Here is a 23,243-nt window from a genome sequence, read left to right as displayed (position 1 = left end):
AACAGTCGTACTTATAAATATGGCTGTTTTTTATTTGAATATCGCATACTAATTTAAATTGAAAATATTTAATGTGTTATACTAAAAACCTATTGACGTAAAAAGTATAACATATTAAAATGAAGACAGAAAGTTAAGCGGTTACAAAAAAGTTTTTGGGATTATAAACTTAGGGGGAAATGAAAAATGGGAACAATCGTATGTCAAGATTGTGAAGGTACAATTGCACACTTCGAAGATGAGAAAGTAACGGTACTTTACGGGAAATGTGGATCTTGCGGATGTGATCACACAGAGCATACAAAAGCCCAATAATTGATAGGAAATGGACAGCTAAAAGTTTTTAGGACCATAAACTTAGGGGGAAATGAAAAATGGGAACAATCGTATGCCAAGTATGTGAAGGAACAATCGGACATTTTGAAGATGAGAAAACGACGGTACTTTACGGAAAATGCGGAACAAATTGTGACTGTGCTAGAAAAGATAATGCGAAAGCTTAATGATAAATAAATAGATTACTATTGAAACTCAGGGGGAAATGAAAATGGGAACAATCGTATGCCAAGTGTGTGAAGGAACAATTGGACATTTTGAAGATGAAAAATCAACAGTACTATACGGGAAATGTGGATCTCATTGCGAATGTGACCATAAAGAACATACAAAAGCTTAATAATAAGAAAAAGCGCCTACATGTGTAGGCGCTTTTTTAATAAATTGTAGTTGTATGACCAACTGTTGCAACGATTGCATCATCCCTAATCGGAATAAAGCTTATGGAGGTCTGTGGTGTACTAGAAGAAGCGTATTGGCTCATTATACGACTATCGATACGGGTAATAGTATCGGTCAAGAAAGCTGAAATAAAAGCGTAAGGGACTCGTCGTTCATTTAATGAATAAATAATTTCTTCTTTTGTTTTTACACCTACGCCATGCCCGTAAAAAAAGAAATTTCCTAAATAGATTGTATTTTCTCCTTGCCATTCAATCGTAGCTGGATTTACTTGTGGGTTTTTAAAGTAAACGAGGTCACCTGGAACAAGATCGCCACCGTTTTTTGTTATGAGCCTTAGATCTTGGTCGTAGTCCCATGTATAAAGTAAAAGGTTTGCAAATAGACGATTGAAAGTTTCTTCCTCATACAATGATAGTAAAGCTTTATAAAAAATAATGATCATAGCGGTTGCGCATTCAGTTCCATATAGTTTTCCGTTTTTGAAAATATCCTGTATGGCAATAGAAGGTGGTATGTTTGGAAGAAGCTCGAATCCTCCAAGAGACGTTCTTTTCCAATACTGGGGGTTGCAAAAGGATTGCTGAAATGTACGAAACTGAAATCCACTTTGAAAAAGCTCTAGTGCAGAGATAATAATATTAACTCGTAAATTGAGATCAAAGCTGAGTTCATCAGCTGTTCGGAAGGAATAAACTTCTTGATTTCCTGCCATTATTGATAAAATTTGTTGTTTCTCTGCTGCAAATGGCTCGTATTCATTTGTAATATAAGGATGTACAATAGAACGGCCTATTACAATCATAATAGTATCCCCACCTATACGTTACATTCTTAAGTATCGTATGAAGAAAAGGAAAAAAGGTGAAAAAAAAGCCTATCAACTGATAGGCTTGTACTCTTTAATAACACGTAATGTTTGTAATGTCATATCTTCAGGACCTTGTACAGGTAAACCTGCTTCTAAGTTTTTACGAATATACTCTAAGTTTTCTTGTGTAATAATTTCCCCCGGAGTAAAGATTGGAATCCCTGGTGGATAAACCATAACAAAATCAGCTATAATACGACCCGCTGCATTTTCAAATGGAATGACTTCTGTTTCCGAATAAAAAGCATCTCGAGGAGAAAGTGCTAGCACTGGAATTTCTGGAATCTCTACTTGTACTTGAACACCTTTATCTGCCCTATTTCTAAATGTTGCTGCTAAATCTTGTAATGCTGCAATAAGTGTATTTGTATCACTTTCTGTATCTCCCAAAGTGATAAGACATAGTATGTTGTATAGATCTGAGAGTTCTACTTCAATGTTATATTGCTCTCTAAGCCATACTTCAGCTTGGTGGCCGGTAATACCTAAATCTTTTACAGATACAATTATCTTTGTAGGATCATAGTTAAAGGTAGCATCTGTACCTAACATTTCTTTTCCAGGACAGTAAAGATGCTCAATAGAATTTATAGCATCACGAACATGCTCAGCTAATTGTATTGTTTGTTCTATGAGTGCTGTTCCTTCTGTAGCAAGACGTTTTCTCGCAACATCAAGGGATGCTAACAAGATGTAAGAAGTTGATGTGGTTGTAAGCATGCTAATAATAGATTGGACATGCTTTACATTCACTAAGCCTTCTTTCACATTAAGAATAGAACTTTGAGTTAAAGAGCCTCCTAATTTGTGAACACTTGTTGCTGCCATATCCGCACCAGCTTGCATCGCTGACATAGGTAATTCATCGTGAAAATGAATATGAACACCATGAGCTTCGTCGACTAGTACAGGGATGTCATAAGAATGTGCTAATTGTACAATCTGTTCTAAGTCTGCAGCAAATCCAAAGTACGTTGGGTTAATAACAAGTAAGCCCTTTGCATCTGAGTGCTCTTCAAGTGCTTTTTTGACAGATTGAATTGTGATTCCATGAGAAATACCGAGCTTCGGATCGATTTCAGGATGCATGAAAATCGGTTTTGCCCCTGAGAAAATAATAGCTGACATTACTGATTTATGCACGTTTCGTGGTACTAGGATTTTGTCACCAGGACCGCAAACGCTCATCACCATTGTCATAATAGCGCCACTTGTACCTTGAATAGAAAAGAAAGTATGATCTGCACCGAATGCGGCTGCTGCTAAATCTTGTGCTTCTTTAATCATACCTTTTGGATGATGTAAATCATCGAGTGGCGCAATATTAATTAAATCAATTGCTAATGCATTATGCCCAATAAATTCGCGAAATGTAGGATCCATGCCCTGTCCTTTTTTATGACCAGGAATATGGAATTGAATTGGATTTCGCTTACTGTGCTCAACTAAAGCGGTAAACAATGGTGTTTCGTATTGGGACAATCTATACACCCCTTCTTCTTCATAATATTTAGTGTAATTTGTTTTATATAATCCTGCTCTAAAAAAGTGTAGCCCTTTTTAGAATAAGGCTTGTTTTTCTGCCATTCAAAAAATCGTTTTTGAGATGGTAGCTTCACTTTATTTTCTATAAAACAAAAGCATTATATCACCAATAATTATAGATGTATAGAAAAAAATCTTTTTAAGGTGAGTATGTTTAATAGTTAGCCTCAACTAATGAATAGAGGAAGACAATTCCATTAAAATGAATAAATAGTGTATAATGCAGAGTGGCTATAATGAAGAATAAAATATTCTCTTTAAGATAGCATAATGAAACAAGAAGAAATGATAAATGAGGTGCAAAATGGAATATCAATATCCGTTAGATTATGATTGGTCAAATGAGGAAATGGTTACAATGGTGAAGTTTTATGAAGCGATTGAGAAAGCTTATGAAAAAGGAATTATAAGAGAAGAGTTAATGGGTTTATATCGTCGTTTTAAAGAGATTGTTCCATCGAAAGCAGAAGAAAAGAAAATTGATAAAGAATTTCAAGAGGTAAGTGGATACTCTATATATCGTGCTATTCAAAGGGCAAAAGAAGTCGAAGAACAAAAGCTTGTAAAAATGTAAAAAATATTTTGAAAAATAAAAACTGAAGTGATATAATGTGATAACAACTAAAAACGGACAATATAAATTGTCCGTTTTCTACTATCGATTACAAAGTGCATATAAAGGAAGGAGTGATTGCATCGTAGATTCAATCTTAGCAAGGAATTGTTCGTTGGTCATTGCTGAAAACTCCTCTGGTGATATATGAATACCAACTAATAATTCTGCTTTTTTTACAGTAGCTAATCGTTCAATCATCTTTTGTAAGTCTTCGGTTTCAAGTGTTTTATGTAATTTCACACTTGGTTTAGTATGGTCAATGGACCAAACGAAGTCATTTGGAATATTTGTTTTTAAATCATTTAAATGTTCTAAGAAGGCATGAGCCGTCTCAACTTTTTGTGGACACTCATAGATTAAACCAAAGTATATGAAGGCATGAGTACCCCATAAGCCGATTTGGAAATGCGGTAGCATTTTATATCCTCGTTTATTTGTTGAAAAAGCAACCCAAGTATCGTTTGGTGGATTGACTTTGCGGCGTGCGTGTTTTGCAACATGATAAAAAAAGTTCTCATCAGTTTGTTTGGATAAGTATTCTGCAAATTGTTCCCCTAAAGCTTCTAGCTTAGGATGAATGTTCGTTTTAATTGCACTCATTCGTTCTTCGAGACCATCAACTGTAAAGACATCAAAATCAGTTGATTTGAATGTTTGTATTGTCATGATTGTTCCTCCAACTCCTATTTTGCTTTTATTTTAGCATAGCTTGTACTATTCATAAAAAAAACAGCACAAAAAAATTTAAATAAAAAAATATAATTTTGTTGCATAGATGATTTATCCAACATAGTATAGTATAAAACAAAAAATCAGAAAATTGAATTAATTCTAGTCCGAGGGCAGACGAATATTGGGAGGAGGCAAATAATATGAGACAGGTGATTAATGCGTTAAAGAGAACAGATGCTGAAAAGAGAATACCGGTGCTACGTTTGGAGCTAGATTATGAATTAGCAACTTTATATGATGCGATGATGGAAGATGATAACCAGAAAAAAGAAGAGTGTGTACAAAAGTTAGAAGTGTTAAGACTTGAAATGATTCGTTTAGAAGCGTAATAATAGTATATGTATAAAAAATTAGTTGGTGCGAACCTTATAAAGGGTTCGTTTTTTCTGTGAACAGTATAGATCGGAGTGTTTAAACATGCAAGAAGTATGGAAAGACATCGATGCACACGCCAAACGGTGGATTCGGGATGCAGGAGAGCATTTAATGGCATCAATGAAAAAAGCACTTATTATAGAAACAAAATCAAATGCAGCTGACTTAGTTACAAATATGGACCGAGAGATAGAACAGTTTTTAATTGGGAAAATTAAAGAAACATTCCCGAATCATAATATTTTAGGAGAAGAGGGTTATGGAGACGAGATAACGTCTTCTGACGGGGTTGTTTGGTTAATTGATCCAATTGACGGCACGATGAACTTTGTTCATCAAAAAAGAAATTTTGCAATTTCAATTGGGATTTATGAGAACGGTATCGGAAAGATTGGACTTATATATGATCCAGTGCATGATGAACTATATCATGCAGTCAAGGGATCTGGAGCTTTTTGTAATGATATATCAATTCCTCCATTGGAAAAAGGAACTGTAGAGCAAGGTATTGTAGCTTTAAATGCGATATGGCTTACAGATAATCCATTGCTTAATATGGAAAGTATGATGGCACTTGTTAAGAAAGCAAGGGGCACAAGGTCATATGGCTGTGCAGCATTAGAGATGGTATACGTTGCAACAGGAAGAATAGATGCATATGTAACGCCGAGATTATCACCATGGGATTTTGGCGGAGGGCAGATAATTGTAGAAGAAGTTGGAGGTAAGGTGACGACATTCTCTGGAGCGCCACTTTCTATCATAGAGAAGAGCAGTGTGTTAGTTGCAAAACCAGGAGTGTATGAAGAAGTGTTATCGTTTATATGAGAGCAACAAAAAAAGTAAGAGGCTGTGTATAAGCTTCTTACTTTTTAGCGTTATTGTGATTTGCGCATTTTTCTTTTTGTTACAAAACCGTATCCAACTGTAACAAATGTGCCGATAATGCAAATAATAATACCGATTGGACTATTTTCAGCAATCATAATGCCGATACCGATTAAGAAAATAACACCGATAATTGCAGTTAATAAAAAGCGATATTGAATGTGTTCCATTTCTTCACCCTCCAATCTCATTTTACTTTCACAAAAGTAAGAATACAACTATATTTTCATTCTTGCTTTTATTTTAATTGCTATTGTATCCCCTTCGCTCTTATAATAGAGAAGGATTAAAAAGACATTAGGAGTTGGACATGTTGAAAAAACGACAAGATTTACGTAATATAGCAATTATTGCCCACGTTGACCATGGTAAAACAACACTTGTTGACCAGTTATTACGTCAAGCGGGGACTTTCCGTGCGAACGAACACGTTGAAGAACGCGCAATGGATTCAAATGATCTAGAAAGAGAACGCGGTATTACAATTTTAGCGAAAAATACAGCGATTCACTATGAAGATAAAAGAATTAACATTTTAGATACACCTGGTCACGCTGACTTCGGTGGAGAAGTAGAACGTATCATGAAAATGGTTGATGGTGTTTTACTTGTTGTTGATGCATATGAAGGTTGTATGCCACAAACACGATTTGTTTTAAAGAAAGCTCTTGAGCAAAACTTAACTCCAATCGTAGTTGTAAACAAAATTGACCGTGACTTCGCTCGTCCAGATGAAGTAGTTGATGAAGTAATCGACTTATTCATTGAGCTTGGTGCAAACGAAGATCAATTAGAGTTCCCAGTTGTATTTGCATCAGCAATGAACGGAACAGCAAGCTTAGATTCAAATCCAGCAAATCAAGAAGAGAATATGAAATCATTATTCGATACAATTATCGAACATATTCCAGCACCAATTGATAACAGCGAAGAGCCACTTCAATTCCAAGTAGCACTTCTTGATTACAACGACTACGTTGGACGTATTGGAGTTGGTCGCGTATTCCGCGGTACAATGAAGGTTGGACAACAAGTTGCTTTAATGAAAGTAGACGGAAGCGTGAAGCAATTCCGCGTAACGAAATTATTCGGTTACATGGGATTAAAACGTCAAGAAATTGAAGAAGCAAAAGCAGGGGACTTAGTAGCCGTTTCTGGTATGGAAGACATTAATGTAGGTGAAACAGTATGTCCAGTTGAACATCAAGATGCGTTACCATTATTACGTATTGATGAGCCAACACTACAAATGACGTTCCTTGTAAATAACAGCCCATTTGCAGGTCGTGAAGGTAAATACATTACATCTCGTAAAATTGAAGAGCGTCTTCGTTCACAATTAGAAACAGATGTAAGTTTACGTGTAGATAATACAGATTCTCCTGATGCGTGGATCGTATCTGGACGTGGGGAACTACATTTATCTATCTTAATTGAAAACATGCGTCGTGAAGGTTATGAATTACAAGTATCTAAGCCAGAAGTAATCATTAAAGAAGTTGATGGCGTAAGATGTGAGCCTGTAGAGCGCGTACAAATCGATGTACCTGAAGAATACACTGGTTCTATTATGGAATCTATGGGTGCACGTAAAGGTGAAATGTTAGATATGGTGAATAACGGAAACGGTCAAGTTCGTCTTACTTTCATGGTTCCAGCACGTGGTTTAATTGGTTACACAACAGAATTCTTAACATTAACTCGTGGTTACGGTATTTTAAACCATACATTCGATTGCTACCAACCAGTACACGCTGGACAAGTTGGTGGACGTCGCCAAGGTGTTCTAGTTTCACTTGAAACAGGAAAAGCATCACAATACGGTATTATGCAAGTTGAAGACCGTGGTGTAATCTTCGTTGAACCAGGTACAGAAGTATATGCTGGTATGATTGTCGGAGAACACACTCGTGAGAACGACTTAACAGTTAACGTTGTGAAAATGAAACAACAAACTAACATTCGTTCTGCGACGAAAGATCAAACTTCAACAATGAAGAAACCACGCCTAATGACTTTAGAAGAATCATTAGAGTACTTAAACGATGACGAGTTCTGTGAAGTAACTCCAGAATCAATTCGTCTACGTAAAAAGATTCTTGATAAGAGTGAGCGCGAAAGAGCTGCTAAGAAAAAGAAATCTGTTGAAGCGTAAAAATAAAAAAACAACGCCCTTTATAAAGGGCGTTGTTTTTTTATTTTGTTTATTTTTTAGAATATTTACTCTTTTTTGTGGACAGTATTTTTTTTGCGAGTTACTCTTGTATTAAGTGTATAAAGAAAATTGCATTTTACTGCTAGGGGGGGAAGAGTGTGTTAGAAAGGATGTCTTTTTTTGCAAAATTGTGTAAGGTAGATGAAAATCCAGAGTTAGGAATGTGGTTACTTTATGGGACGATTATTATATTAAGTGCTCTCGTTTATAATTTAGGGTTTGCTAGAAAGTTGTCTGTACTAAAAAATATTGTGATATACATATCATTAGCAATTGGATGCACAGTATTAACCTTTTTTGCTGTGTTTTTACCTGTTGGAGAAGGACTTGTTGTAGCGGCAATTGTACTTGGAATTTATAGACTGCGTTTGCGTCAAGCGAAACAACAAAAAGCAGGATAAGAAAGGGGAGTTTTCATGCGTTCAGTACAAGATGCACTATATAATTGGTTAACAATTAAAACAGTTGCGGAAGCACGTCCAGATGATAGTGCTGCAAAAGAAACATATTTGTTATTTCAAAATATGGTATATGAAGAACATAAATTAAGAAATGTGGAAGTCGAAAAGAACGAGGAAATGTATTTAATTACATATGAAATAAATGGAGAACGGAAATCTGCAAGGTTTCCGTTAGAAGCCATTGATTGTTTTTTGGATCAGATGAATCGTGAACCAGAAAAATATAAATAAGTCCTTATCTATATGAGTAAGGACTTATTTACATTTTACCAATCATCTTCGATTTTTTTATCACGATATAATCGGAAATTACCACTTGCATGACGTTCCATTGTACGCTCTGCAATTCGTTCCGAACATTCCATGCACATATATGTATGAATAGGGCGATTACGCAGTTTTTTTGCCATAGGATTTTCATCATCTAACATATCTTTTTTATCACAAATCATACATTTGACTCTCATTTCGTCACCTCAATACGAATTCTATCAGTATAAGTATATCATGGAAGTATAATGTTTTTGAATAATAGTGGGAAAAAATAATATTTTCGCAATTCAAAAAATAAGTTATGATAAGGGTATACCAAGTATATTTGGAGGTGAAAATATGGCGAATGTAGTAGAGCCTACCTTAACAGAGGATTTAGTACAAACGTTGCGTAAAGAGTGTATTGTTATGATAGCAACGACAGATTTCGAAAAACAAGTTCCTAACGTAAGTGCTATTTCTTGGGTGTATGCAGTGAGTGAAACTAGTATTCGATTTGCAGTAGATCAACGTTCACGTATTGTGGAAAATATACGTCATAATACAGGTGTGGTATTGACTATAATGGCGAATGAATCCGTATTTTCTATAAGTGGTGCAGGTGAAATTTTGACAGATAGAATGGAAGGTATTTCTCTAAAATTAACTGTAATAGAAGTAAAGGTGCAAGAAGTGCGTGATGTTATGTTTTATGGAGCGAAACTTGCAATTGAACCAACATATGAAAAAACATATGATCTTCGGGCAGCGAAAAAGCTGGATAACGAAGTGTTAGTAGGGATAAGAGAATTATAAAGATGCTAAATAAGAAATTCGTTTATTCACTTTTGTAGTCGGTTATTGTGATTTAACGTTAATAATTATAATAAAAAGTAATATATTGAATAGAAATGAATAAAGAATAAATAAAAGGTTTAATGACTATGATTTTCGATTCTACCTCGTTTACACGGTACATATAATTATAACAATGGTTCGTCCATATTTTATGGATGAAACCCTTGTTCTACAAATTTAAAAGTGGAGTCAGGGGGTAACAGGTTGGATAAAATTTATGTGTTAGATACGAATGTACTTTTGCAGGATCCTTTATCTATTTTTTCATTTGAAACCAATGAAGTAGTGATTCCAGCAGTTGTATTAGAAGAGGTTGATTCGAAAAAACGTTATATGGATGAAGTAGGAAGAAACGCTCGTTATGTATCTAAGTTAATAGATAAATTTCGTGAAATAGGAAAGCTGCATGAAAGTATCCCGCTAGAAAACGGCGGAACATTTCGTATTGAATTGAACCATCGTTCATTTGTGCAACTACAAGATATTTTTGTAGAAAAAACAAATGATAATCGAATTTTAGCTGTAGCAAAAAATCTATCTTTAGAAGAACAGGAAAAAGAGGACGGGAAGTCTGTTATTTTAGTAAGTAAAGATGTACTCGTAAGGGTAAAAGCTGATGCAATTGGTTTGAAGGCTGAAGATTATTTAAGTGATCGCGTAATTGAAGTAGAAAATATATATTCTGGTTTTTTAGAAGGATATATATCAAAAGAACAATTGGATTATTTTTATGAGAAAGGTGAATTGCCTCTATCTGAAATTGCGAATCATCCTTTTTACCCAAATCAATTTGTAGTAATGAAAGATGCATTAGGGGGCTCTAGTTCTGCGCTTGGCATTGTGGATCACTTAGGGAAGAAGGTAAAGAAACTTATTTTTCACAATGAACAAGTGTGGGGGATACGACCACGAAACGTGCAGCAAATTATGGGATTAGAATTGTTGCTTCGTGAAGATATTCCGCTTGTAACGTTAACGGGGAAAGCCGGCACAGGAAAAACGTTACTTGCGTTAGCTTCGGGACTTATGCAAACAGAAGACTTAGGGTTATATAAAAAATTACTTGTGGCAAGACCAATTGTTCCAGTCGGAAAAGATATCGGTTATTTACCAGGAGAAAAAGAAGAAAAATTAAGACCATGGATGCAGCCAATTTTTGATAACCTAGAGTATTTATTTAATACGAAAAAGCCAGGAGAGTTAGATGCTATTTTAGCTGGAATGGGTTCGATTGAAGTAGAAGCCCTTACTTATATACGCGGGAGAAGTATTCCAGATCAGTTCATTATCATTGACGAAGCACAAAATTTAACAAAGCATGAAGTGAAGACGATATTAACTAGGGTAGGGGAAAAGAGTAAGATTGTATTGATGGGAGATCCTCAGCAAATTGATCACCCATATTTAGATGAATATAATAATGGCTTAACGTATGTTGTAGAGAAGTTTAAAGAACAGCGTATTAGTGGTCATGTGAAGTTTGTTAAAGGGGAGCGATCTAATTTAGCTCAACTAGCAGCAGATTTATTGTAAAAAGGAGTGAGCTTAAGCTCACTCCTTTTCTTTAAATAATTGTAAATTTACGGATGTTACGGATTGGATTTTGTTGATTAGATCCATCGTTGAAATAGAGATGAACAGGCCCGTCTTCTTTTAATGGTTTTCCTTCTTTTGAAAAGCCTAGTATAGCATTTTTGACAGTTTCTAATGGAAGTGTCATTGTATGATCTACCGTTTCAATTTCAACTTGCGTAGCGTCCTCTAAAATTTCAGCGTTAGCAAGGAATGGATGAAATGGTATACCAAATGTTCCAGTAATCAGCTGTTCTTTTTTATATTTCTTCACACTTTGTTGTATTGGAGGAAAAGCGGCACCATCACGGATTTCGCGATCCCAATGTTCTGAAGTGTTTTTTAAATAAGTTTCTAGTTCAGACGTGTTTTCTCTAGTTTCATCAAAGTAAGTTGTCAAATCTACTTTTCGATCATCAAAGATCCAAACAGTTGGATCAATAGTGATTGGAAAACGTACTTTTCCGTTAATAAATAAAATTTCGCTCATTGTTGTTCCCCCATTTGTGTTATACTCCCACTTTTCAGTATAATAGTATTAGACACTGTTGTCACAAAAAATGTTTCTATTGCAATTTATTAAAACTATCGCTAATATTAATAGATAGGATAGAGGAGAGTAGGACGGAAACGGAGGGAATCAATTTGGCGTCTGAGACAGTAGCAAATCATCAGGAAAAGGCACTAGCCCTTCTACAAGCGGATGCAGAGAAGATTTTAAGACTTATTAAGGTGCAAATGGACCATCTTACAATGCCGCAATGTCCATTATATGAAGAAGTGTTAGACACACAAATGTTTGGACTATCCCGCGAGGTCGATTTTGCAGTTCGCCTTGGTCTTATTGCAGAAGAACAAGGGAAAGCAATGTTAGGTGAGCTCGAACGTGAGTTATCTGCACTTCATGAAGCATTTACAAACAAACAACAATAACGGGTTCAAATAAGGGGGCTCAAACTAAATTAGTTTGAGCTTTTTATTTGTATAATAAAGCAGGAAGAATCAATGTACATATGGAATACAACAATAATTAAATTGAAACAGAAAGAGGAAATGAAATGAAAAAAGTATGGAAATCAATGGATTATTCATTGTTACTTCCTCTTGTTATCTTATGTGTGCTGGGAGTAATAATGGTATATAGTTCTAGTTCCATTGTTGCGATTTCGCGATTTGATAAACCAGCAAATTTCTTTTTTAAAAGACAATTAATTACTTTAGTTGTTGGGACAATAGTATTAATAATTATTGCTACTATCCCATATAAAGTTTGGAGAAAACGAATTTTTTTGTTGGGGAGTTACGGTGCTAGTGTTGCTTTATTAGCTGCAGCTGCCTTTTTCACTAAGTCAGTAAACGGTGCAAACGGATGGATATTTGGAATACAGCCTGCGGAATTTGTAAAGATAACGGTTATCCTCATATTAGCTCATTTTTTTGCGAAAAGACAAGAAACGAATACACCTGTTTTCAAAGGGTCAGGTCCAGTACTCATTGGTGTTGGTATAATCATGTTTTTAATATTAAAGCAAAATGATTTAGGTACTGATTTGTTAATTGCAGGAACAGTAGGAATTATGTTCCTTTGTTCGGGAGTACAGGTTAACTTATGGATTAAACGAATTGCTTTAACTTCTATAGTATGGATTCCGGCACTATATCTTCTTGGCAATTATGCATTAAATCCATATCAAAAGGCACGTTTTTCTGTTTTCCTTGATCCGTTTAATGATCCTCAAAAGGATGGATTCCAATTGGTGAATTCATTTATTGGAATTGCTTCTGGAGGGCTTAATGGTAGGGGATTAGGAAATAGTGTGCAAAAGTATGGTTATTTACCAGAACCACAAACGGATTTTATTATGGCAATTATATCGGAAGAACTTGGTTTTATAGGCGTAGCAATCATTTTGATTTGTTTATTGCTTATAATTATTCGATCATTTAGAGTCGCACAAAAGTGTACAGATCCATTTGGAAGTTTAATAGCTATCGGAATTGCAAGCTTGTTTGGAGTTCAAACGTTTATTAATGTTGGTGGTATGTCTGGAGTAATACCACTTACCGGAGTACCATTACCGTTTGTCAGTTACGGTGGTAGTTCTTTATTAGCTAATCTACTTGCGATGGGGATACTACTCAATATTGCTAGTCACGTGAAACGACAAGAGAAACAACAGAATGGATTAATGAAAGAAAAAGAACAAAATGGACCACATCTTGTAGTTGTAAAATAAAAACACATTGTGCTTTAGAGCATGATGTGTTTTTATTTTTAAGTAGTTTTAAATGTGATGTATTAATATATCTTTCGGTTAAACAATATATCACATTTAGTTTAATATGATATACAATTAAGTTGTTAGAAAAGGAAGAGGTATGCTATACTATTTTTGTGAAACAAATTGCACAGAAAACTTATCATTTGTTAAAAAATAAGGTATGATGGATAAAAATAAAGTGAAGCTTTCTAAGTATAATATAATGTGGAAAGTGAAGAACTTCACGCTTTTTAAGGTGTGTATATATTTTATCTCTAGAGTGGTAGGAAAGTAGAGGGGGAAAATCATGACAAAGCTGCAACGTATTCAAAAAGTATTGGTAGCTAACCGTGGAGAGATTGCAATTCGTGTGTTTCGAGCTTGTTCGGAACTTGGATTAAAAACAGTTGCAATCTATTCTAAAGAGGATAGTGGTTCTTATCATCGCTATAAAGCCGATGAGTCCTATTTAGTTGGGGAAGGAAAAAAACCAATTGATGCTTATCTAGATATTGAAGGCATTATTGAGATTGCAAAAAGTAATCATGTAGATGCAATCCACCCTGGATATGGTTTCTTGTCAGAAAATATTCAATTCGCTAAACGTTGTGAAGAAGAAGGAATTATCTTTATCGGTCCGAAAAGTAAGCATTTAGATATGTTTGGAGATAAAGTGAAAGCAAGAACACAAGCGCAGCTAGCACAAATTCCAGTTATACCTGGTAGTGATGGTCCAGTAAATTCATTAGAAGAAGTCGAAAAATTTGCTGAAAAGTATGATTACCCGATTATTATTAAAGCATCCCTTGGGGGTGGCGGTCGTGGTATGCGTATTGTGCGTACTAGTGAGGAATTAGGAGAATCATATAATCGAGCGAAATCAGAAGCGAAAGCAGCCTTTGGTAATGATGAAGTTTACGTCGAAAAATTCGTTGAAAAACCTAAACATATAGAAGTACAAATTTTAGCAGATGAAGAAGGCAATGTTGTTCATTTATACGAGCGTGACTGTTCTGTACAACGTCGTCATCAAAAAGTTGTAGAAATTGCACCGAGTGTATCACTTTCAGATGATCTGCGTCAGCGTATTTGTGATGCTGCTGTGAAGTTAACGAAAAATGTAAATTATTTAAATGCAGGAACAGTAGAATTCCTTGTAAAAGATGATGAGTTTTACTTTATTGAAGTAAATCCACGTGTTCAAGTAGAACATACGATTACAGAAATGATTACGGGAGTAGATATTGTTCAATCACAAATTTTAATAGCTGATGGACATTCATTACATAGCAAAATGGTAGGTGTTCCGAAGCAAGAGGAAGTAGTTGTACATGGATTTGCAATTCAATCTCGTGTAACAACTGAAGATCCGCTAAATAATTTTATGCCGGATACAGGAAAAATTATGGCGTATCGATCAGGCGGTGGTTTTGGTGTACGTCTTGATACAGGAAATAGCTTCCAAGGTGCAGTTATTACACCGTACTACGATTCTTTACTTGTAAAAGTTACAACTTGGGCACTTACTTTTGAGCAAGCTGCTGCAAAAATGGAACGTAACTTAAAAGAATTCCGTATTCGTGGTATTAAAACAAATATTCCATTCCTAGAGAATGTAGTAAAACATAAAAACTTCTTATCAGGAGAATATGATACTTCATTTATCGATGCGTCACCTGAATTGTTCTTGTTCCCGAAACGTAAAGACCGTGGAACGAAAATGTTAAATTACATTGGTACAGTAACAGTAAATGGTTTCCCAGGAGTAGGTAAAAAAGAAAAACCAATATTCCCAGATGCTCGTATTCCATGTTTAAAACATTCAGAGCCAATCCAAAATGGAACGAAACAAATTTTGGACGAGCGTGGAGCAGACGGATTAGTAAAATGGGTACAGGATCAAAAACGTGTACTTTTAACGGATACAACATTCCGTGATGCACACCAGTCATTACTTGCAACTCGTATTCGTACAAAAGATTTACATCAAATTGCGGAGCCAACAGCGAGAATGTTACCGAACCTATTCTCAGCGGAAATGTGGGGCGGTGCAACGTTTGATGTTGCGTATCGTTTCTTAAAAGAAGATCCATGGGAACGATTACTAGATCTTCGTGAAAAAATGCCGAACGTTTTATTCCAAATGTTACTTCGTTCTTCAAACGCAGTTGGATACAAAAACTATCCAGATAATTTAATTCAAAAATTTGTGGAATGTTCTGCTCAAGCAGGCATTGATGTATTCCGTATTTTTGATAGCTTAAACTGGGTGGAAGGCATGAGAGTTGCAATTGACGCTGTACGAGACACTGGTAAAATTGCAGAAGCAACAATGTGCTACACAGGGGATATCCATGATCCACTGCGTAGTAAATATGATTTAAATTACTATAAAAATTTAGCAAAAGAGTTAGAAGCATCAGGAGCTCACATTTTAGGTATTAAAGATATGGCGGGCTTATTAAAACCAAATGCAGCATATGATTTAGTTTCTGCATTAAAAGAGACAGTGTCGATTCCGATTCACCTGCATACGCACGATACGAGTGGAAATGGTATATTAACGTATACGAAGGCAATTGAAGCGGGTGTTGATATCGTCGATGTAGCAGTGAGTTCTATGGCTGGTCAAACGTCACAACCAAGTGCGAACACGCTATACTATGCATTAGGTGGAAACGAAAGACAACCAGATGTTAATATAGATTCTTTAGAAAAACTATCTCATTATTGGGAAGATGTACGCAAATACTATGCACCGTTTGAAAGTGGTATGAATGCGCCTCATACAGAGGTATATATGCATGAAATGCCGGGTGGGCAGTATAGTAATCTTCAGCAACAAGCGAAGGCGGTTGGTTTAGGAGATCGCTTCGATGAAGTGAAAGTAATGTACCGCCGTGTGAATGACATGTTTGGAGATATTGTAAAAGTAACGCCATCATCAAAAGTTGTTGGTGATATGGCATTATTTATGGTTCAAAACCATCTGACAGAACAAGATGTTTTAGAGCGTGGACATGCTATGGACTTCCCAGGATCTGTTGTTGAAATGTTCTCTGGTGATTTAGGTCAACCGTACGGTGGTTTCCCGAAAGAATTACAAAAGATTATTTTAAAAGGGAAAGAGCCATTAACAGTAAGACCAGGTGAATTACTAGAGCCAGTAGATTTCGAAGCGTTAAAAGAAGAATTATTCCATAAACTTGGACGCGAAGTAACGATTTTTGATGTAGTTGCATATGCTTTATATCCAAAAGTATTTATGGATTATGAAAAAGTTGCTGAGCTTTATGGAAATGTATCTGTACTTGATACACCGACGTTCTTCTATGGTATGAGACTAGGTGAAGAAATTGATGTAGAAATTGAACAGGGTAAAACATTGATGGTTAAACTAGTATCAATTGGAGAACCTCAGCCGGATGGAAATCGTGTCCTTTACTTGGAATTTAACGGTCAACCACGTGAAATTATCGTGAAAGACGAGAGTGTAAAAGCAACAGTTGCACAACGTGTGAAAGGAAACCGTGAGAATCCAAATCATATTAGTGCAACGATGCCAGGAACGGTAATTAAAGTAGTTGTAAAAGAAGGCGATGAAGTGAAAAAAGGCGATTCTATGGCAATTACAGAAGCGATGAAAATGGAAACGACAGTTCAAGCGCCGTTCAATGGTAAAGTGAAGAAAGTATATGTTAACGATGGTGATGCGATTCAAACGGGTGATTTACTTATTGAATTAGATCACTAAAATAAAAAAAGAGCTGTGTAAAATACAGCTCTTTTTTTATTGCAAAAAATCCCTTGCCGAATTGGCAAGGGATTTTAGTTTTAAATTATTTTGTTTGTTTAGAAGTTAATTCGGCTTCTTTTGCATTCACTTTACTTCTTGTTCCTAACATAACTAAATAGCATAGTACGGCAAACAAGCAAGAAATGAATAGAGAATGTAACAATGCCATTGCTAAACTAGCGTTTGTAAATACAACTAAAACTCCTACTACAGCTTGAAGTGTAACAAGGATAAATGAAATGATCCATCCCCAATATACGACAGGTTGCTGTTTGTAATGGCGAATAGCGAGAATCATCGCGTATAGTATCCAAGCGAAAATTAACATCGCTGCAACTCTATGGCCCATTTGAACCCATTCATGTAGTTGAGTTGGCATAGGTCTGTTTTTGCTACATAAAGGAAAGTCTGGACAGGCTAAGCTAGCTCGTTCGTGACGTACTAAAGCACCTGTGTAGACGACGATATAACTGTAAATTGTTACACCATAAATATGAAATTTCATTTTTTTGTCCATAATAAGTGAACGTGCATCAAATTTTTGGTCAATTTCAAAGATAAGACACGTTAATAAAATGACAGAAGCAAATGAAATTAAGGAAATACCGAAGTGGATAGCAAGTACAGCTGGCATTTGGCCCCAAACAACTGCTGCTGCTCCCATTAATGCTTGTGCAACTAAAAATACGAAGGATAAAATTGCTAACGTTTTTGTTTCACGCACATGTTTATAATATTTCCAGGACAAAATACAAAGGAGAGTGACAAGAATTCCAGCTGATCCGGATGTTAATCGGTGGCTAAGTTCAATAATAGTTTCCATTGATAAATTAGATGGAACAAATTCACCGTTACAAAGTGGCCATGATTTACCACAACCTTGACCAGAACCTGTTTTTGTAACTAAAGCGCCTCCTAATAAAACTATTAATAAATCAAGGCTTGTAATGACTGCTAACCATTTAATAAAGCGTTGCAATCTCTTTCACCATCTTTCTGCTATGAAGTTATTGCGAAATATTTTCATTCCATTATGTATAGAATAAAACGCGCTAGTTCCTATGATATATAAAAAATAATAAAATAGCAAAGAAATGGAGGGGGAAGGAAAGGGGGAGAAAATAGGTGTAAAAACAGGGTTCATAAGGAAAATTTTAGGTGAAAAATAGGCTATTTTGAAAAGAAATGGGGAGAATACGTGTTAAATAAGACAAAATAGTTTATTATAGAAGGTAACATCATGTTATGATAAGGACAAGTCAGAATGAAGTTTTTTATATTCGACACAAAAAGTTCATGTTTTCTTCACAAAATGTTCGGGAAATATGATTTAATATATTGGAGTATGGGCGTAGATTAGTAGTAGAATGGGTTAACAATGTTTCTACTGTAATAATATTGCTATATAGAAGCGAATTATTTCATTTGAAATATGCGCAAAAAGAAAGATGAAAGTTTTAAGAGGGGGTTAGAGTGATGAACCATGCAACAAGTGAGCTGCATGATGAGTCCGCTGTTACAAGTGTACCGGAAACAACTCGGTTACAAGATTTAAAAGCACTCGTTAAAATGGGGATTGTAAACTCAAATACACTTACTGTATTTACAGGATTTTGGTTGGCATTACACTTTAATGGATTAAGTGTAATGGACAATCTGGATAAGTTATTCTTTACAATCGTTGGTTCTGGATTAGTTATGGCAGGGGTATGTTGTTTAAACAACTACATTGATCGAGACATCGATCCATTAATGGAAAGAACAAAGACCCGTCCAACGGTTACTGGAAAGTATAAACCAGGATTTGCACTTACATTTGGACTAGTCATATTACTTCTTGGTTTTGTATTTTTATTATTAACAACACCAATGGCAGTCTTAATGGGATTTATTGGTGCTTTCACATATGTTGTTCTATATAGTTTATGGACAAAGAGAAAGTATACACTAAATACTGTTGTAGGTAGTATATCTGGTGCAGTTCCTCCTTTAATTGGATGGGCAGCAATCGATCCATCTTTAGGCCATCCAATTGCTTGGATGTTATTTTTAATTATGTTTATTTGGCAAATCCCACATTTCCTTGCATTAGCAATGAAACGTGTTGATGAATATCGAAATGCAGGAATTCCAATGCTTCCTGTAGTTCATGGATTTGAAATTACGAAACGCCAAATTATGATTTGGACAGTATGTTTATTACCACTACCATTTTATATGAGTGGACTAGGGATAACATTTATGGTAATTGCAACACTGCTTAACATCGGATGGATCGTTTTAGGATTTTATGGCTTCCGTAAGAAAGATGACATCAAATGGTCCGTGCAAATGTTTGTTTATTCCCTAAATTATTTAACAATCTTATTTGTATCAATGATTGTAGTTACATTCTTCTAAGACAACGACATAATTGGATTTCTTTACGTTGAGATTTACTTTACTTAACTATAAAGTACAATCTAATTCACAAGGAAAGTGGGGGTTGTTTGTATGAAGAAACAGTGGCGACTGCTTTCGTTCGTTTCACTGCTGGCTTTACTGTTAGGGGGATGCGGTAAAGCCTTTCAATCTACTTTAATTCCGCAAGGAGAAGTAGCAAAAATGCAATATGATTTACTTCTACTGGCGAGTGCAATCATGGTAGGAGTAGTACTAGTAGTTACTATTATTTTCTTATATGTAATTGTGCGTTTCCGACAAAAGAAAGGTCAGGAAGATTATATTCCAGAGCAAGTTGAAGGGAATCACAAGCTAGAAATTATATGGACAGTTATTCCGATTATTCTTTTACTAATCTTAGCTGTTCCAACAGTTACATATACATTCAAACTTGCTGATGTAAGTGCGATGGAGAAAAAGAATATTGATAAAGATACTATCGTTGTTGATGTAACAGCGAATCTTTATTGGTGGGAATTTTCTTATAAATCAGAAAAGATAGTAACTTCGCAAGATTTGGTCATCCCCACAGGTAAGAAAGTGTATTTAAATTTGAAGGGTGCCGATATTAAACACTCATTTTGGGTTCCATCTTTAGCAGGGAAAATGGATACAAATACAGACAATGTGAACAAAATGTGGTTAAAGGCAGATAAATCGGGCACTTATAATGGTTTTTGTACAGAATTTTGCGGCCCATCACATTCTTTAATGCAATTTAAAGTGAAAGCTTTAGATGAAAGCGAGTACAAAAAATGGCTTGCTGATATGAAGAAGATTGATGGGAAGAAAGAAGTAGCTTCAACAAAGGCGCAAGAGGGCCAAGAAATATTTAATAAAAGCTGTATTGGTTGTCATGCAGTTGGATCTAATGATAGTAGACCACCTTCCGCTCGTATCGCACCAAACTTAGCAAACTTTGCGGATCGCGATATGGTTGCCGGTATTGCCGAAAACAATGAAGAAAACTTAAAAAAATGGCTGAAAGATCCTGAAAATATGAAGCCAGGAAACAAAATGACTGGCAAATATGGCAACTTAACGGATGATCAAATTGATGCATTAAATGCATACTTACAAACGTTAAAAGTTGAAAAGTAAAGAGGGATTATTCGCGAAGGGGAGGTTGAAAACGTGAGTTCTGTAGCAAAAAAACAGGGGATGGGTGCTGTCATATGGGATTATTTAACGACAGTAGACCATAAAAAGATTGCCATTCTCTATTTAATTGCAGGTGGATTGTTTTTTGTAATAGGCGGAATAGAAGCTCTATTTATTCGCCTTCAATTAGCGATTCCTAACAACGCTTTTCTTGTTGGGGATGCTTATAATCAAGTATTAACGATGCACGGTACAACAATGATTTTCCTCGCAGCTATGCCACTCGTGTTTGCATTTATGAACGCCGCTGTACCACTTCAAATTGGTGCACGTGATGTAGCGTTCCCGTTTTTGAATTCACTCGGATTTTGGTTATTTTTCTTTGGTGGAGTATTTTTAAATTTAAGTTGGTTTTTAGGTGGAGCACCTGATGCAGGATGGACATCTTATGCATCTTTAGCTTTAGCCTCTAAAGGTCATGGTGTTGATTTCTATGTACTCGGCTTGCAAATCTCAGGTATTGGTACATTAATTGGAGGTATTAACTTCCTTGTAACCATTATTAATATGCGGGCGCCAGGAATGACGTACATGCGTATGCCGATGTTTACATGGACGACATTTGTAACATCTTCGCTTATATTATTCGCTTTTCCGCCGTTAACTGTAGGATTAGGACTTTTAATGTTAGATCGTTTATTTGGAACAAGTTTCTTTAATCCGGCATTGGGCGGGAATACAATTATATGGGAGCATTTATTCTGGATTTTCGGTCATCCAGAAGTATACATTCTTATACTCCCAGCTTTCGGAATATTCTCAGAAATCTTCGCGACATTTTCGAAAAAACGATTGTTTGGTTATTCATCGATGGTGTTTGCGACTGTATTAATTGGATTTTTAGGATTTATGGTATGGGCGCACCATATGTTTACTGTTGGACTTGGTCCAGTTGCTAATGCTATTTTCTCGGTCGCAACAATGGCGATTGCGGTTCCAACTGGTATCAAAATATTCAACTGGCTCTTTACAATGTGGGGCGGAAGTATTCGTTTTACGACACCAATGATGTGGGCAGTAGCTTTCATTCCATCATTCGTAATGGGTGGAGTTACAGGGGTTATGCTAGCATCTGCACCAGCTGATTATCAATTTCATGATAACTATTTCGTAGTAGCGCATTTTCATTATGTAATCGTTGGCGGTGTTGTATTTGGTTTACTTGCAGGAGCTCATTATTATTGGCCACTGATGTTTAATAAAGTATTAAATGAAACATTAGGAAAGATAACGTTCTGGCTATTCTTTATCGGCTTCCATTTAACGTTCTTTATTCAGCATTTCCTTGGCTTGATTGGTATGCCACGCCGTTACTACACATATCTTGAAGGGCAAGGGTTGGAAATGGGGAATATGATTAGTTCCATCGGAGCGGTGTTTATGGCTCTTGGAACGATTGTTCTTCTATTCAATGTAATTAAAACGACAGTATCAAAAGAAAAAGCTGGTCGTGATCCGTGGGATGCACGTACATTAGAATGGACAATGCCAGCACCGACACCAGAATATAACTTTAAACAATTACCATTTGTTCGCGGATTAGATCCGTTTTGGATTGAAAAACGTGAAGGTAATAAAGAGATGACAGCAGCGGAACCAGTTGGTGATATTCATATGCCAAATCCTTCGTTTTCACCATTTGTCATTTCTTTCGGATTGTTTATAGCGGCATTTGGTGCGATGTATATGCAGGGCGGAAAAGATAAGTTCTGGTTATTAGTAGCAATTATTGGTTTAATCATTACATTTGGCGCAATGTTCCTACGTTCAGTAATTGATGATCATGGGTATCATATTCATAAAGAAGATTTAGAGGATAAGGGGGGCAAGGCATAATGCATGTAGATGAAAAATTAACGAATGAAACATTTCCAGCAGAGCCTGAAAAAGCAACCCTTGAAGGGAAAAATAAGTTTGTCGGTTTTTGGTTATTTCTTGGAGGCGAAACAGTGTTGTTCGCTTCCTTATTCGGAACATATTTAGCGTTAAAGAATTCTACAAATGGTGGACCAACATCTCAAGAGATGTTCCAAATGCCACTCGTTTTCATTATGACGATGCTTTTATTAACGAGTAGCTTAACGAGTGTATATGCGATGTATCACATGAAAAACTTTAACTTTAAGAAAATGCAGCTTTGGTTACTAGTAACAGTATTGCTAGGTTTAGGGTTTTTAGGGTTTGAGATATATGAGTTTTATCATTATACACATGAATTTAAGCATACTATGAGAAGTAGTGCGTTTGGCTCTGCGTTTTATGCTCTTGTTGGTACACATGGACTCCACGTATTGTTTGGGTTATGTTGGATTCTAACATTAATCTTTAGAAATGCGAAGAGAGGTCTAAATTTATACAATGCACCGAAGTTTTATGTTGCATCGATTTATTGGCACTTTATTGACGTAGTTTGGGTGTTTATTTTCACTGTAGTATATTTAATGGGAATGGTGGGATAAA

25 protein-coding genes are annotated in these 23,243 nt (G+C 35.7%); 18 read left to right on the top strand and 7 right to left on the bottom strand.

Annotated elements, in window-relative coordinates:
• The first annotated feature begins 186 nt into the window (after nucleotides 1–186).
• The 3 genes from MHH55_RS13855 to MHH55_RS13845 are packed head-to-tail and all read left to right on the top strand — an operon-like array spanning nucleotide 187 to nucleotide 676.
• Complete coding sequence (locus MHH55_RS13855; RefSeq protein ID WP_000536778.1) at nucleotides 187–315, top strand: GapA-binding peptide SR1P; 129 nt, start codon at nucleotides 187–189, stop codon at nucleotides 313–315.
• Nucleotides 316–374: 59 nt separating this feature from the next.
• The gene (locus MHH55_RS13850) at nucleotides 375–503 is read left to right on the top strand and encodes a GapA-binding peptide SR1P (protein WP_000536803.1); all 129 of its coding nucleotides are present in this window, start codon (nucleotides 375–377) and stop codon (nucleotides 501–503) included.
• Between the two features lie 44 nt (nucleotides 504–547).
• Complete coding sequence (locus MHH55_RS13845; protein ID WP_000536796.1) at nucleotides 548–676, top strand: GapA-binding peptide SR1P; 129 nt, start codon at nucleotides 548–550, stop codon at nucleotides 674–676.
• Nucleotides 677–712: 36 nt separating this feature from the next.
• Here MHH55_RS13845 and MHH55_RS13840 read toward each other — a convergent pair whose 3' ends face one another.
• Together MHH55_RS13840 and speA are read right to left on the bottom strand one after the other, a co-directional pair.
• A complete protein-coding gene (locus MHH55_RS13840) occupies nucleotides 713–1,543 on the bottom strand; it encodes a protein-glutamine gamma-glutamyltransferase (protein ID WP_000635337.1) in 831 nt (276 codons plus the stop codon).
• A gap of 75 nt (nucleotides 1,544–1,618) precedes the next feature.
• Nucleotides 1,619–3,091, bottom strand: a complete 1,473-nt coding sequence (speA, locus tag MHH55_RS13835) for an arginine decarboxylase (RefSeq protein WP_000084899.1) — start codon at nucleotides 3,089–3,091, stop codon at nucleotides 1,619–1,621.
• 367 nt (nucleotides 3,092–3,458) lie between these two features.
• Here speA and MHH55_RS13830 point away from each other — a divergent pair, with 367 nt between their 5' ends.
• On the top strand, nucleotides 3,459–3,728 hold the full coding sequence (locus tag MHH55_RS13830; protein WP_000456562.1) for a UPF0223 family protein: 270 nt from the start codon (nucleotides 3,459–3,461) through the stop codon (nucleotides 3,726–3,728).
• An 81-nt stretch (nucleotides 3,729–3,809) separates the two neighbouring features.
• On the opposite strand, the gene MHH55_RS13825 is transcribed toward MHH55_RS13830, so the two are convergent.
• Nucleotides 3,810–4,436: a YktB family protein gene (locus tag MHH55_RS13825; protein WP_000155317.1), complete on the bottom strand. Its 627-nt coding sequence runs from the start codon at nucleotides 4,434–4,436 to the stop codon at nucleotides 3,810–3,812.
• A gap of 206 nt (nucleotides 4,437–4,642) precedes the next feature.
• On the opposite strand from MHH55_RS13825, the gene MHH55_RS13820 reads away from it, so the two are divergent.
• The gene (locus tag MHH55_RS13820; RefSeq protein WP_001250165.1) at nucleotides 4,643–4,831 is read left to right on the top strand and encodes a hypothetical protein; all 189 of its coding nucleotides are present in this window, start codon (nucleotides 4,643–4,645) and stop codon (nucleotides 4,829–4,831) included.
• Nucleotides 4,832–4,919: 88 nt separating this feature from the next.
• A complete protein-coding gene (locus MHH55_RS13815; RefSeq protein ID WP_001158701.1) occupies nucleotides 4,920–5,705 on the top strand; it encodes an inositol monophosphatase family protein in 786 nt (261 codons plus the stop codon).
• Nucleotides 5,706–5,755: 50 nt separating this feature from the next.
• Here the strand turns inward: MHH55_RS13815 and MHH55_RS13810 are convergent, their stop codons facing one another.
• A complete protein-coding gene (locus tag MHH55_RS13810) occupies nucleotides 5,756–5,935 on the bottom strand; it encodes a DUF5325 family protein (RefSeq protein ID WP_000400127.1) in 180 nt (59 codons plus the stop codon).
• Between the two features lie 140 nt (nucleotides 5,936–6,075).
• On the opposite strand from MHH55_RS13810, the gene typA reads away from it, so the two are divergent.
• The 3 genes from typA to MHH55_RS13795 all read left to right on the top strand — a co-directional run bounded on the left by typA (nucleotide 6,076) and on the right by MHH55_RS13795 (nucleotide 8,672).
• Nucleotides 6,076–7,920, top strand: coding sequence for a translational GTPase TypA (gene typA / locus MHH55_RS13805; protein ID WP_000914762.1), 1,845 nt, complete (start codon nucleotides 6,076–6,078; stop codon nucleotides 7,918–7,920).
• Between the two features lie 158 nt (nucleotides 7,921–8,078).
• A complete protein-coding gene (locus MHH55_RS13800; RefSeq protein ID WP_000893662.1) occupies nucleotides 8,079–8,381 on the top strand; it encodes a YlaH-like family protein in 303 nt (100 codons plus the stop codon).
• A gap of 15 nt (nucleotides 8,382–8,396) precedes the next feature.
• Entirely contained in the window at nucleotides 8,397–8,672 is a 276-nt protein-coding gene (locus MHH55_RS13795; protein WP_001258151.1) for a hypothetical protein, read from the top strand.
• 35 nt (nucleotides 8,673–8,707) lie between these two features.
• On the opposite strand, the gene MHH55_RS13790 is transcribed toward MHH55_RS13795, so the two are convergent.
• The gene (locus tag MHH55_RS13790) at nucleotides 8,708–8,908 is read right to left on the bottom strand and encodes a YlaI family protein (protein WP_002082250.1); all 201 of its coding nucleotides are present in this window, start codon (nucleotides 8,906–8,908) and stop codon (nucleotides 8,708–8,710) included.
• 145 nt (nucleotides 8,909–9,053) lie between these two features.
• Here MHH55_RS13790 and MHH55_RS13785 point away from each other — a divergent pair, with 145 nt between their 5' ends.
• Together MHH55_RS13785 and MHH55_RS13780 are read left to right on the top strand one after the other, a co-directional pair.
• Nucleotides 9,054–9,509: a pyridoxamine 5'-phosphate oxidase family protein gene (locus tag MHH55_RS13785; RefSeq protein WP_000024593.1), complete on the top strand. Its 456-nt coding sequence runs from the start codon at nucleotides 9,054–9,056 to the stop codon at nucleotides 9,507–9,509.
• A 246-nt stretch (nucleotides 9,510–9,755) separates the two neighbouring features.
• Nucleotides 9,756–11,084, top strand: coding sequence for a PhoH family protein (locus tag MHH55_RS13780; protein WP_000358083.1), 1,329 nt, complete (start codon nucleotides 9,756–9,758; stop codon nucleotides 11,082–11,084).
• A 31-nt stretch (nucleotides 11,085–11,115) separates the two neighbouring features.
• Here the strand turns inward: MHH55_RS13780 and MHH55_RS13775 are convergent, their stop codons facing one another.
• The gene (locus MHH55_RS13775; protein WP_001289809.1) at nucleotides 11,116–11,613 is read right to left on the bottom strand and encodes a hypothetical protein; all 498 of its coding nucleotides are present in this window, start codon (nucleotides 11,611–11,613) and stop codon (nucleotides 11,116–11,118) included.
• 155 nt (nucleotides 11,614–11,768) lie between these two features.
• Between MHH55_RS13775 and MHH55_RS13770 the strand changes: the two genes are divergently transcribed.
• The 3 genes from MHH55_RS13770 to pyc all read left to right on the top strand — a co-directional run bounded on the left by MHH55_RS13770 (nucleotide 11,769) and on the right by pyc (nucleotide 17,138).
• A complete protein-coding gene (locus tag MHH55_RS13770) occupies nucleotides 11,769–12,056 on the top strand; it encodes a YlaN family protein (protein ID WP_000135694.1) in 288 nt (95 codons plus the stop codon).
• Nucleotides 12,057–12,181: 125 nt separating this feature from the next.
• Nucleotides 12,182–13,360 carry an FtsW/RodA/SpoVE family cell cycle protein gene (locus MHH55_RS13765; RefSeq protein WP_000758402.1) on the top strand — a complete coding sequence of 393 codons (1,179 nt, stop codon included), beginning with the start codon at nucleotides 12,182–12,184 and terminating at the stop codon, nucleotides 13,358–13,360.
• Between the two features lie 331 nt (nucleotides 13,361–13,691).
• Nucleotides 13,692–17,138 carry a pyruvate carboxylase gene (gene pyc, locus MHH55_RS13760; RefSeq protein WP_000164087.1) on the top strand — a complete coding sequence of 1,149 codons (3,447 nt, stop codon included), beginning with the start codon at nucleotides 13,692–13,694 and terminating at the stop codon, nucleotides 17,136–17,138.
• Between the two features lie 85 nt (nucleotides 17,139–17,223).
• Here the strand turns inward: pyc and ctaA are convergent, their stop codons facing one another.
• Entirely contained in the window at nucleotides 17,224–18,159 is a 936-nt protein-coding gene (ctaA, locus tag MHH55_RS13755; RefSeq protein WP_001188743.1) for a heme A synthase, read from the bottom strand.
• 497 nt (nucleotides 18,160–18,656) lie between these two features.
• Here ctaA and ctaB point away from each other — a divergent pair, with 497 nt between their 5' ends.
• From ctaB to ctaE, 4 genes are all read left to right on the top strand, one after another.
• Entirely contained in the window at nucleotides 18,657–19,580 is a 924-nt protein-coding gene (ctaB, locus tag MHH55_RS13750; RefSeq protein ID WP_001015058.1) for a protoheme IX farnesyltransferase, read from the top strand.
• Nucleotides 19,581–19,673: 93 nt separating this feature from the next.
• Entirely contained in the window at nucleotides 19,674–20,723 is a 1,050-nt protein-coding gene (gene coxB / locus MHH55_RS13745; RefSeq protein ID WP_000745268.1) for a cytochrome c oxidase subunit II, read from the top strand.
• A gap of 60 nt (nucleotides 20,724–20,783) precedes the next feature.
• Nucleotides 20,784–22,619, top strand: a complete 1,836-nt coding sequence (gene ctaD, locus MHH55_RS13740) for a cytochrome c oxidase subunit I (RefSeq protein WP_153579316.1) — start codon at nucleotides 20,784–20,786, stop codon at nucleotides 22,617–22,619.
• Nucleotides 22,619–23,242: a cytochrome c oxidase subunit III gene (gene ctaE / locus MHH55_RS13735; RefSeq protein ID WP_000557861.1), complete on the top strand. Its 624-nt coding sequence runs from the start codon at nucleotides 22,619–22,621 to the stop codon at nucleotides 23,240–23,242. Before ctaD ends, ctaE begins: the two co-directional genes overlap by 1 nt.
• Nucleotide 23,243 lies beyond the last annotated feature (1 nt).

Origin of the sequence: Bacillus sp. FSL K6-2944 (genome assembly GCF_038005385.1) — a bacterium.
Taxonomy (GTDB): domain Bacteria; phylum Bacillota; class Bacilli; order Bacillales; family Bacillaceae_G; genus Bacillus_A; species Bacillus_A cereus.
The sequence above is the reverse complement of the archived record's forward strand: the minus strand, read 5'-3'. Positions and strand labels throughout refer to the sequence as shown.

Coding starts and splice junctions, on each gene's coding strand:
- MHH55_RS13855 (WP_000536778.1), top strand. CDS start 187: ATGGGAACAATCGTATGTCAAGATTGTGAAGGTACAATTGCACACTTC.
- MHH55_RS13850 (WP_000536803.1), top strand. CDS start 375: ATGGGAACAATCGTATGCCAAGTATGTGAAGGAACAATCGGACATTTT.
- MHH55_RS13845 (WP_000536796.1), top strand. CDS start 548: ATGGGAACAATCGTATGCCAAGTGTGTGAAGGAACAATTGGACATTTT.
- MHH55_RS13840 (WP_000635337.1), bottom strand. CDS start 1,543: ATGATTGTAATAGGCCGTTCTATTGTACATCCTTATATTACAAATGAA.
- MHH55_RS13830 (WP_000456562.1), top strand. CDS start 3,459: ATGGAATATCAATATCCGTTAGATTATGATTGGTCAAATGAGGAAATG.
- MHH55_RS13825 (WP_000155317.1), bottom strand. CDS start 4,436: ATGACAATACAAACATTCAAATCAACTGATTTTGATGTCTTTACAGTT.
- MHH55_RS13820 (WP_001250165.1), top strand. CDS start 4,643: ATGAGACAGGTGATTAATGCGTTAAAGAGAACAGATGCTGAAAAGAGA.
- MHH55_RS13815 (WP_001158701.1), top strand. CDS start 4,920: ATGCAAGAAGTATGGAAAGACATCGATGCACACGCCAAACGGTGGATT.
- MHH55_RS13810 (WP_000400127.1), bottom strand. CDS start 5,935: ATGGAACACATTCAATATCGCTTTTTATTAACTGCAATTATCGGTGTT.
- typA (WP_000914762.1), top strand. CDS start 6,076: ATGTTGAAAAAACGACAAGATTTACGTAATATAGCAATTATTGCCCAC.
- MHH55_RS13795 (WP_001258151.1), top strand. CDS start 8,397: ATGCGTTCAGTACAAGATGCACTATATAATTGGTTAACAATTAAAACA.
- MHH55_RS13790 (WP_002082250.1), bottom strand. CDS start 8,908: ATGAGAGTCAAATGTATGATTTGTGATAAAAAAGATATGTTAGATGAT.
- MHH55_RS13785 (WP_000024593.1), top strand. CDS start 9,054: ATGGCGAATGTAGTAGAGCCTACCTTAACAGAGGATTTAGTACAAACG.
- MHH55_RS13775 (WP_001289809.1), bottom strand. CDS start 11,613: ATGAGCGAAATTTTATTTATTAACGGAAAAGTACGTTTTCCAATCACT.
- MHH55_RS13765 (WP_000758402.1), top strand. CDS start 12,182: ATGAAAAAAGTATGGAAATCAATGGATTATTCATTGTTACTTCCTCTT.
- pyc (WP_000164087.1), top strand. CDS start 13,692: ATGACAAAGCTGCAACGTATTCAAAAAGTATTGGTAGCTAACCGTGGA.
- ctaB (WP_001015058.1), top strand. CDS start 18,657: ATGAACCATGCAACAAGTGAGCTGCATGATGAGTCCGCTGTTACAAGT.
- coxB (WP_000745268.1), top strand. CDS start 19,674: ATGAAGAAACAGTGGCGACTGCTTTCGTTCGTTTCACTGCTGGCTTTA.
- ctaD (WP_153579316.1), top strand. CDS start 20,784: ATGGGTGCTGTCATATGGGATTATTTAACGACAGTAGACCATAAAAAG.
- ctaE (WP_000557861.1), top strand. CDS start 22,619: ATGCATGTAGATGAAAAATTAACGAATGAAACATTTCCAGCAGAGCCT.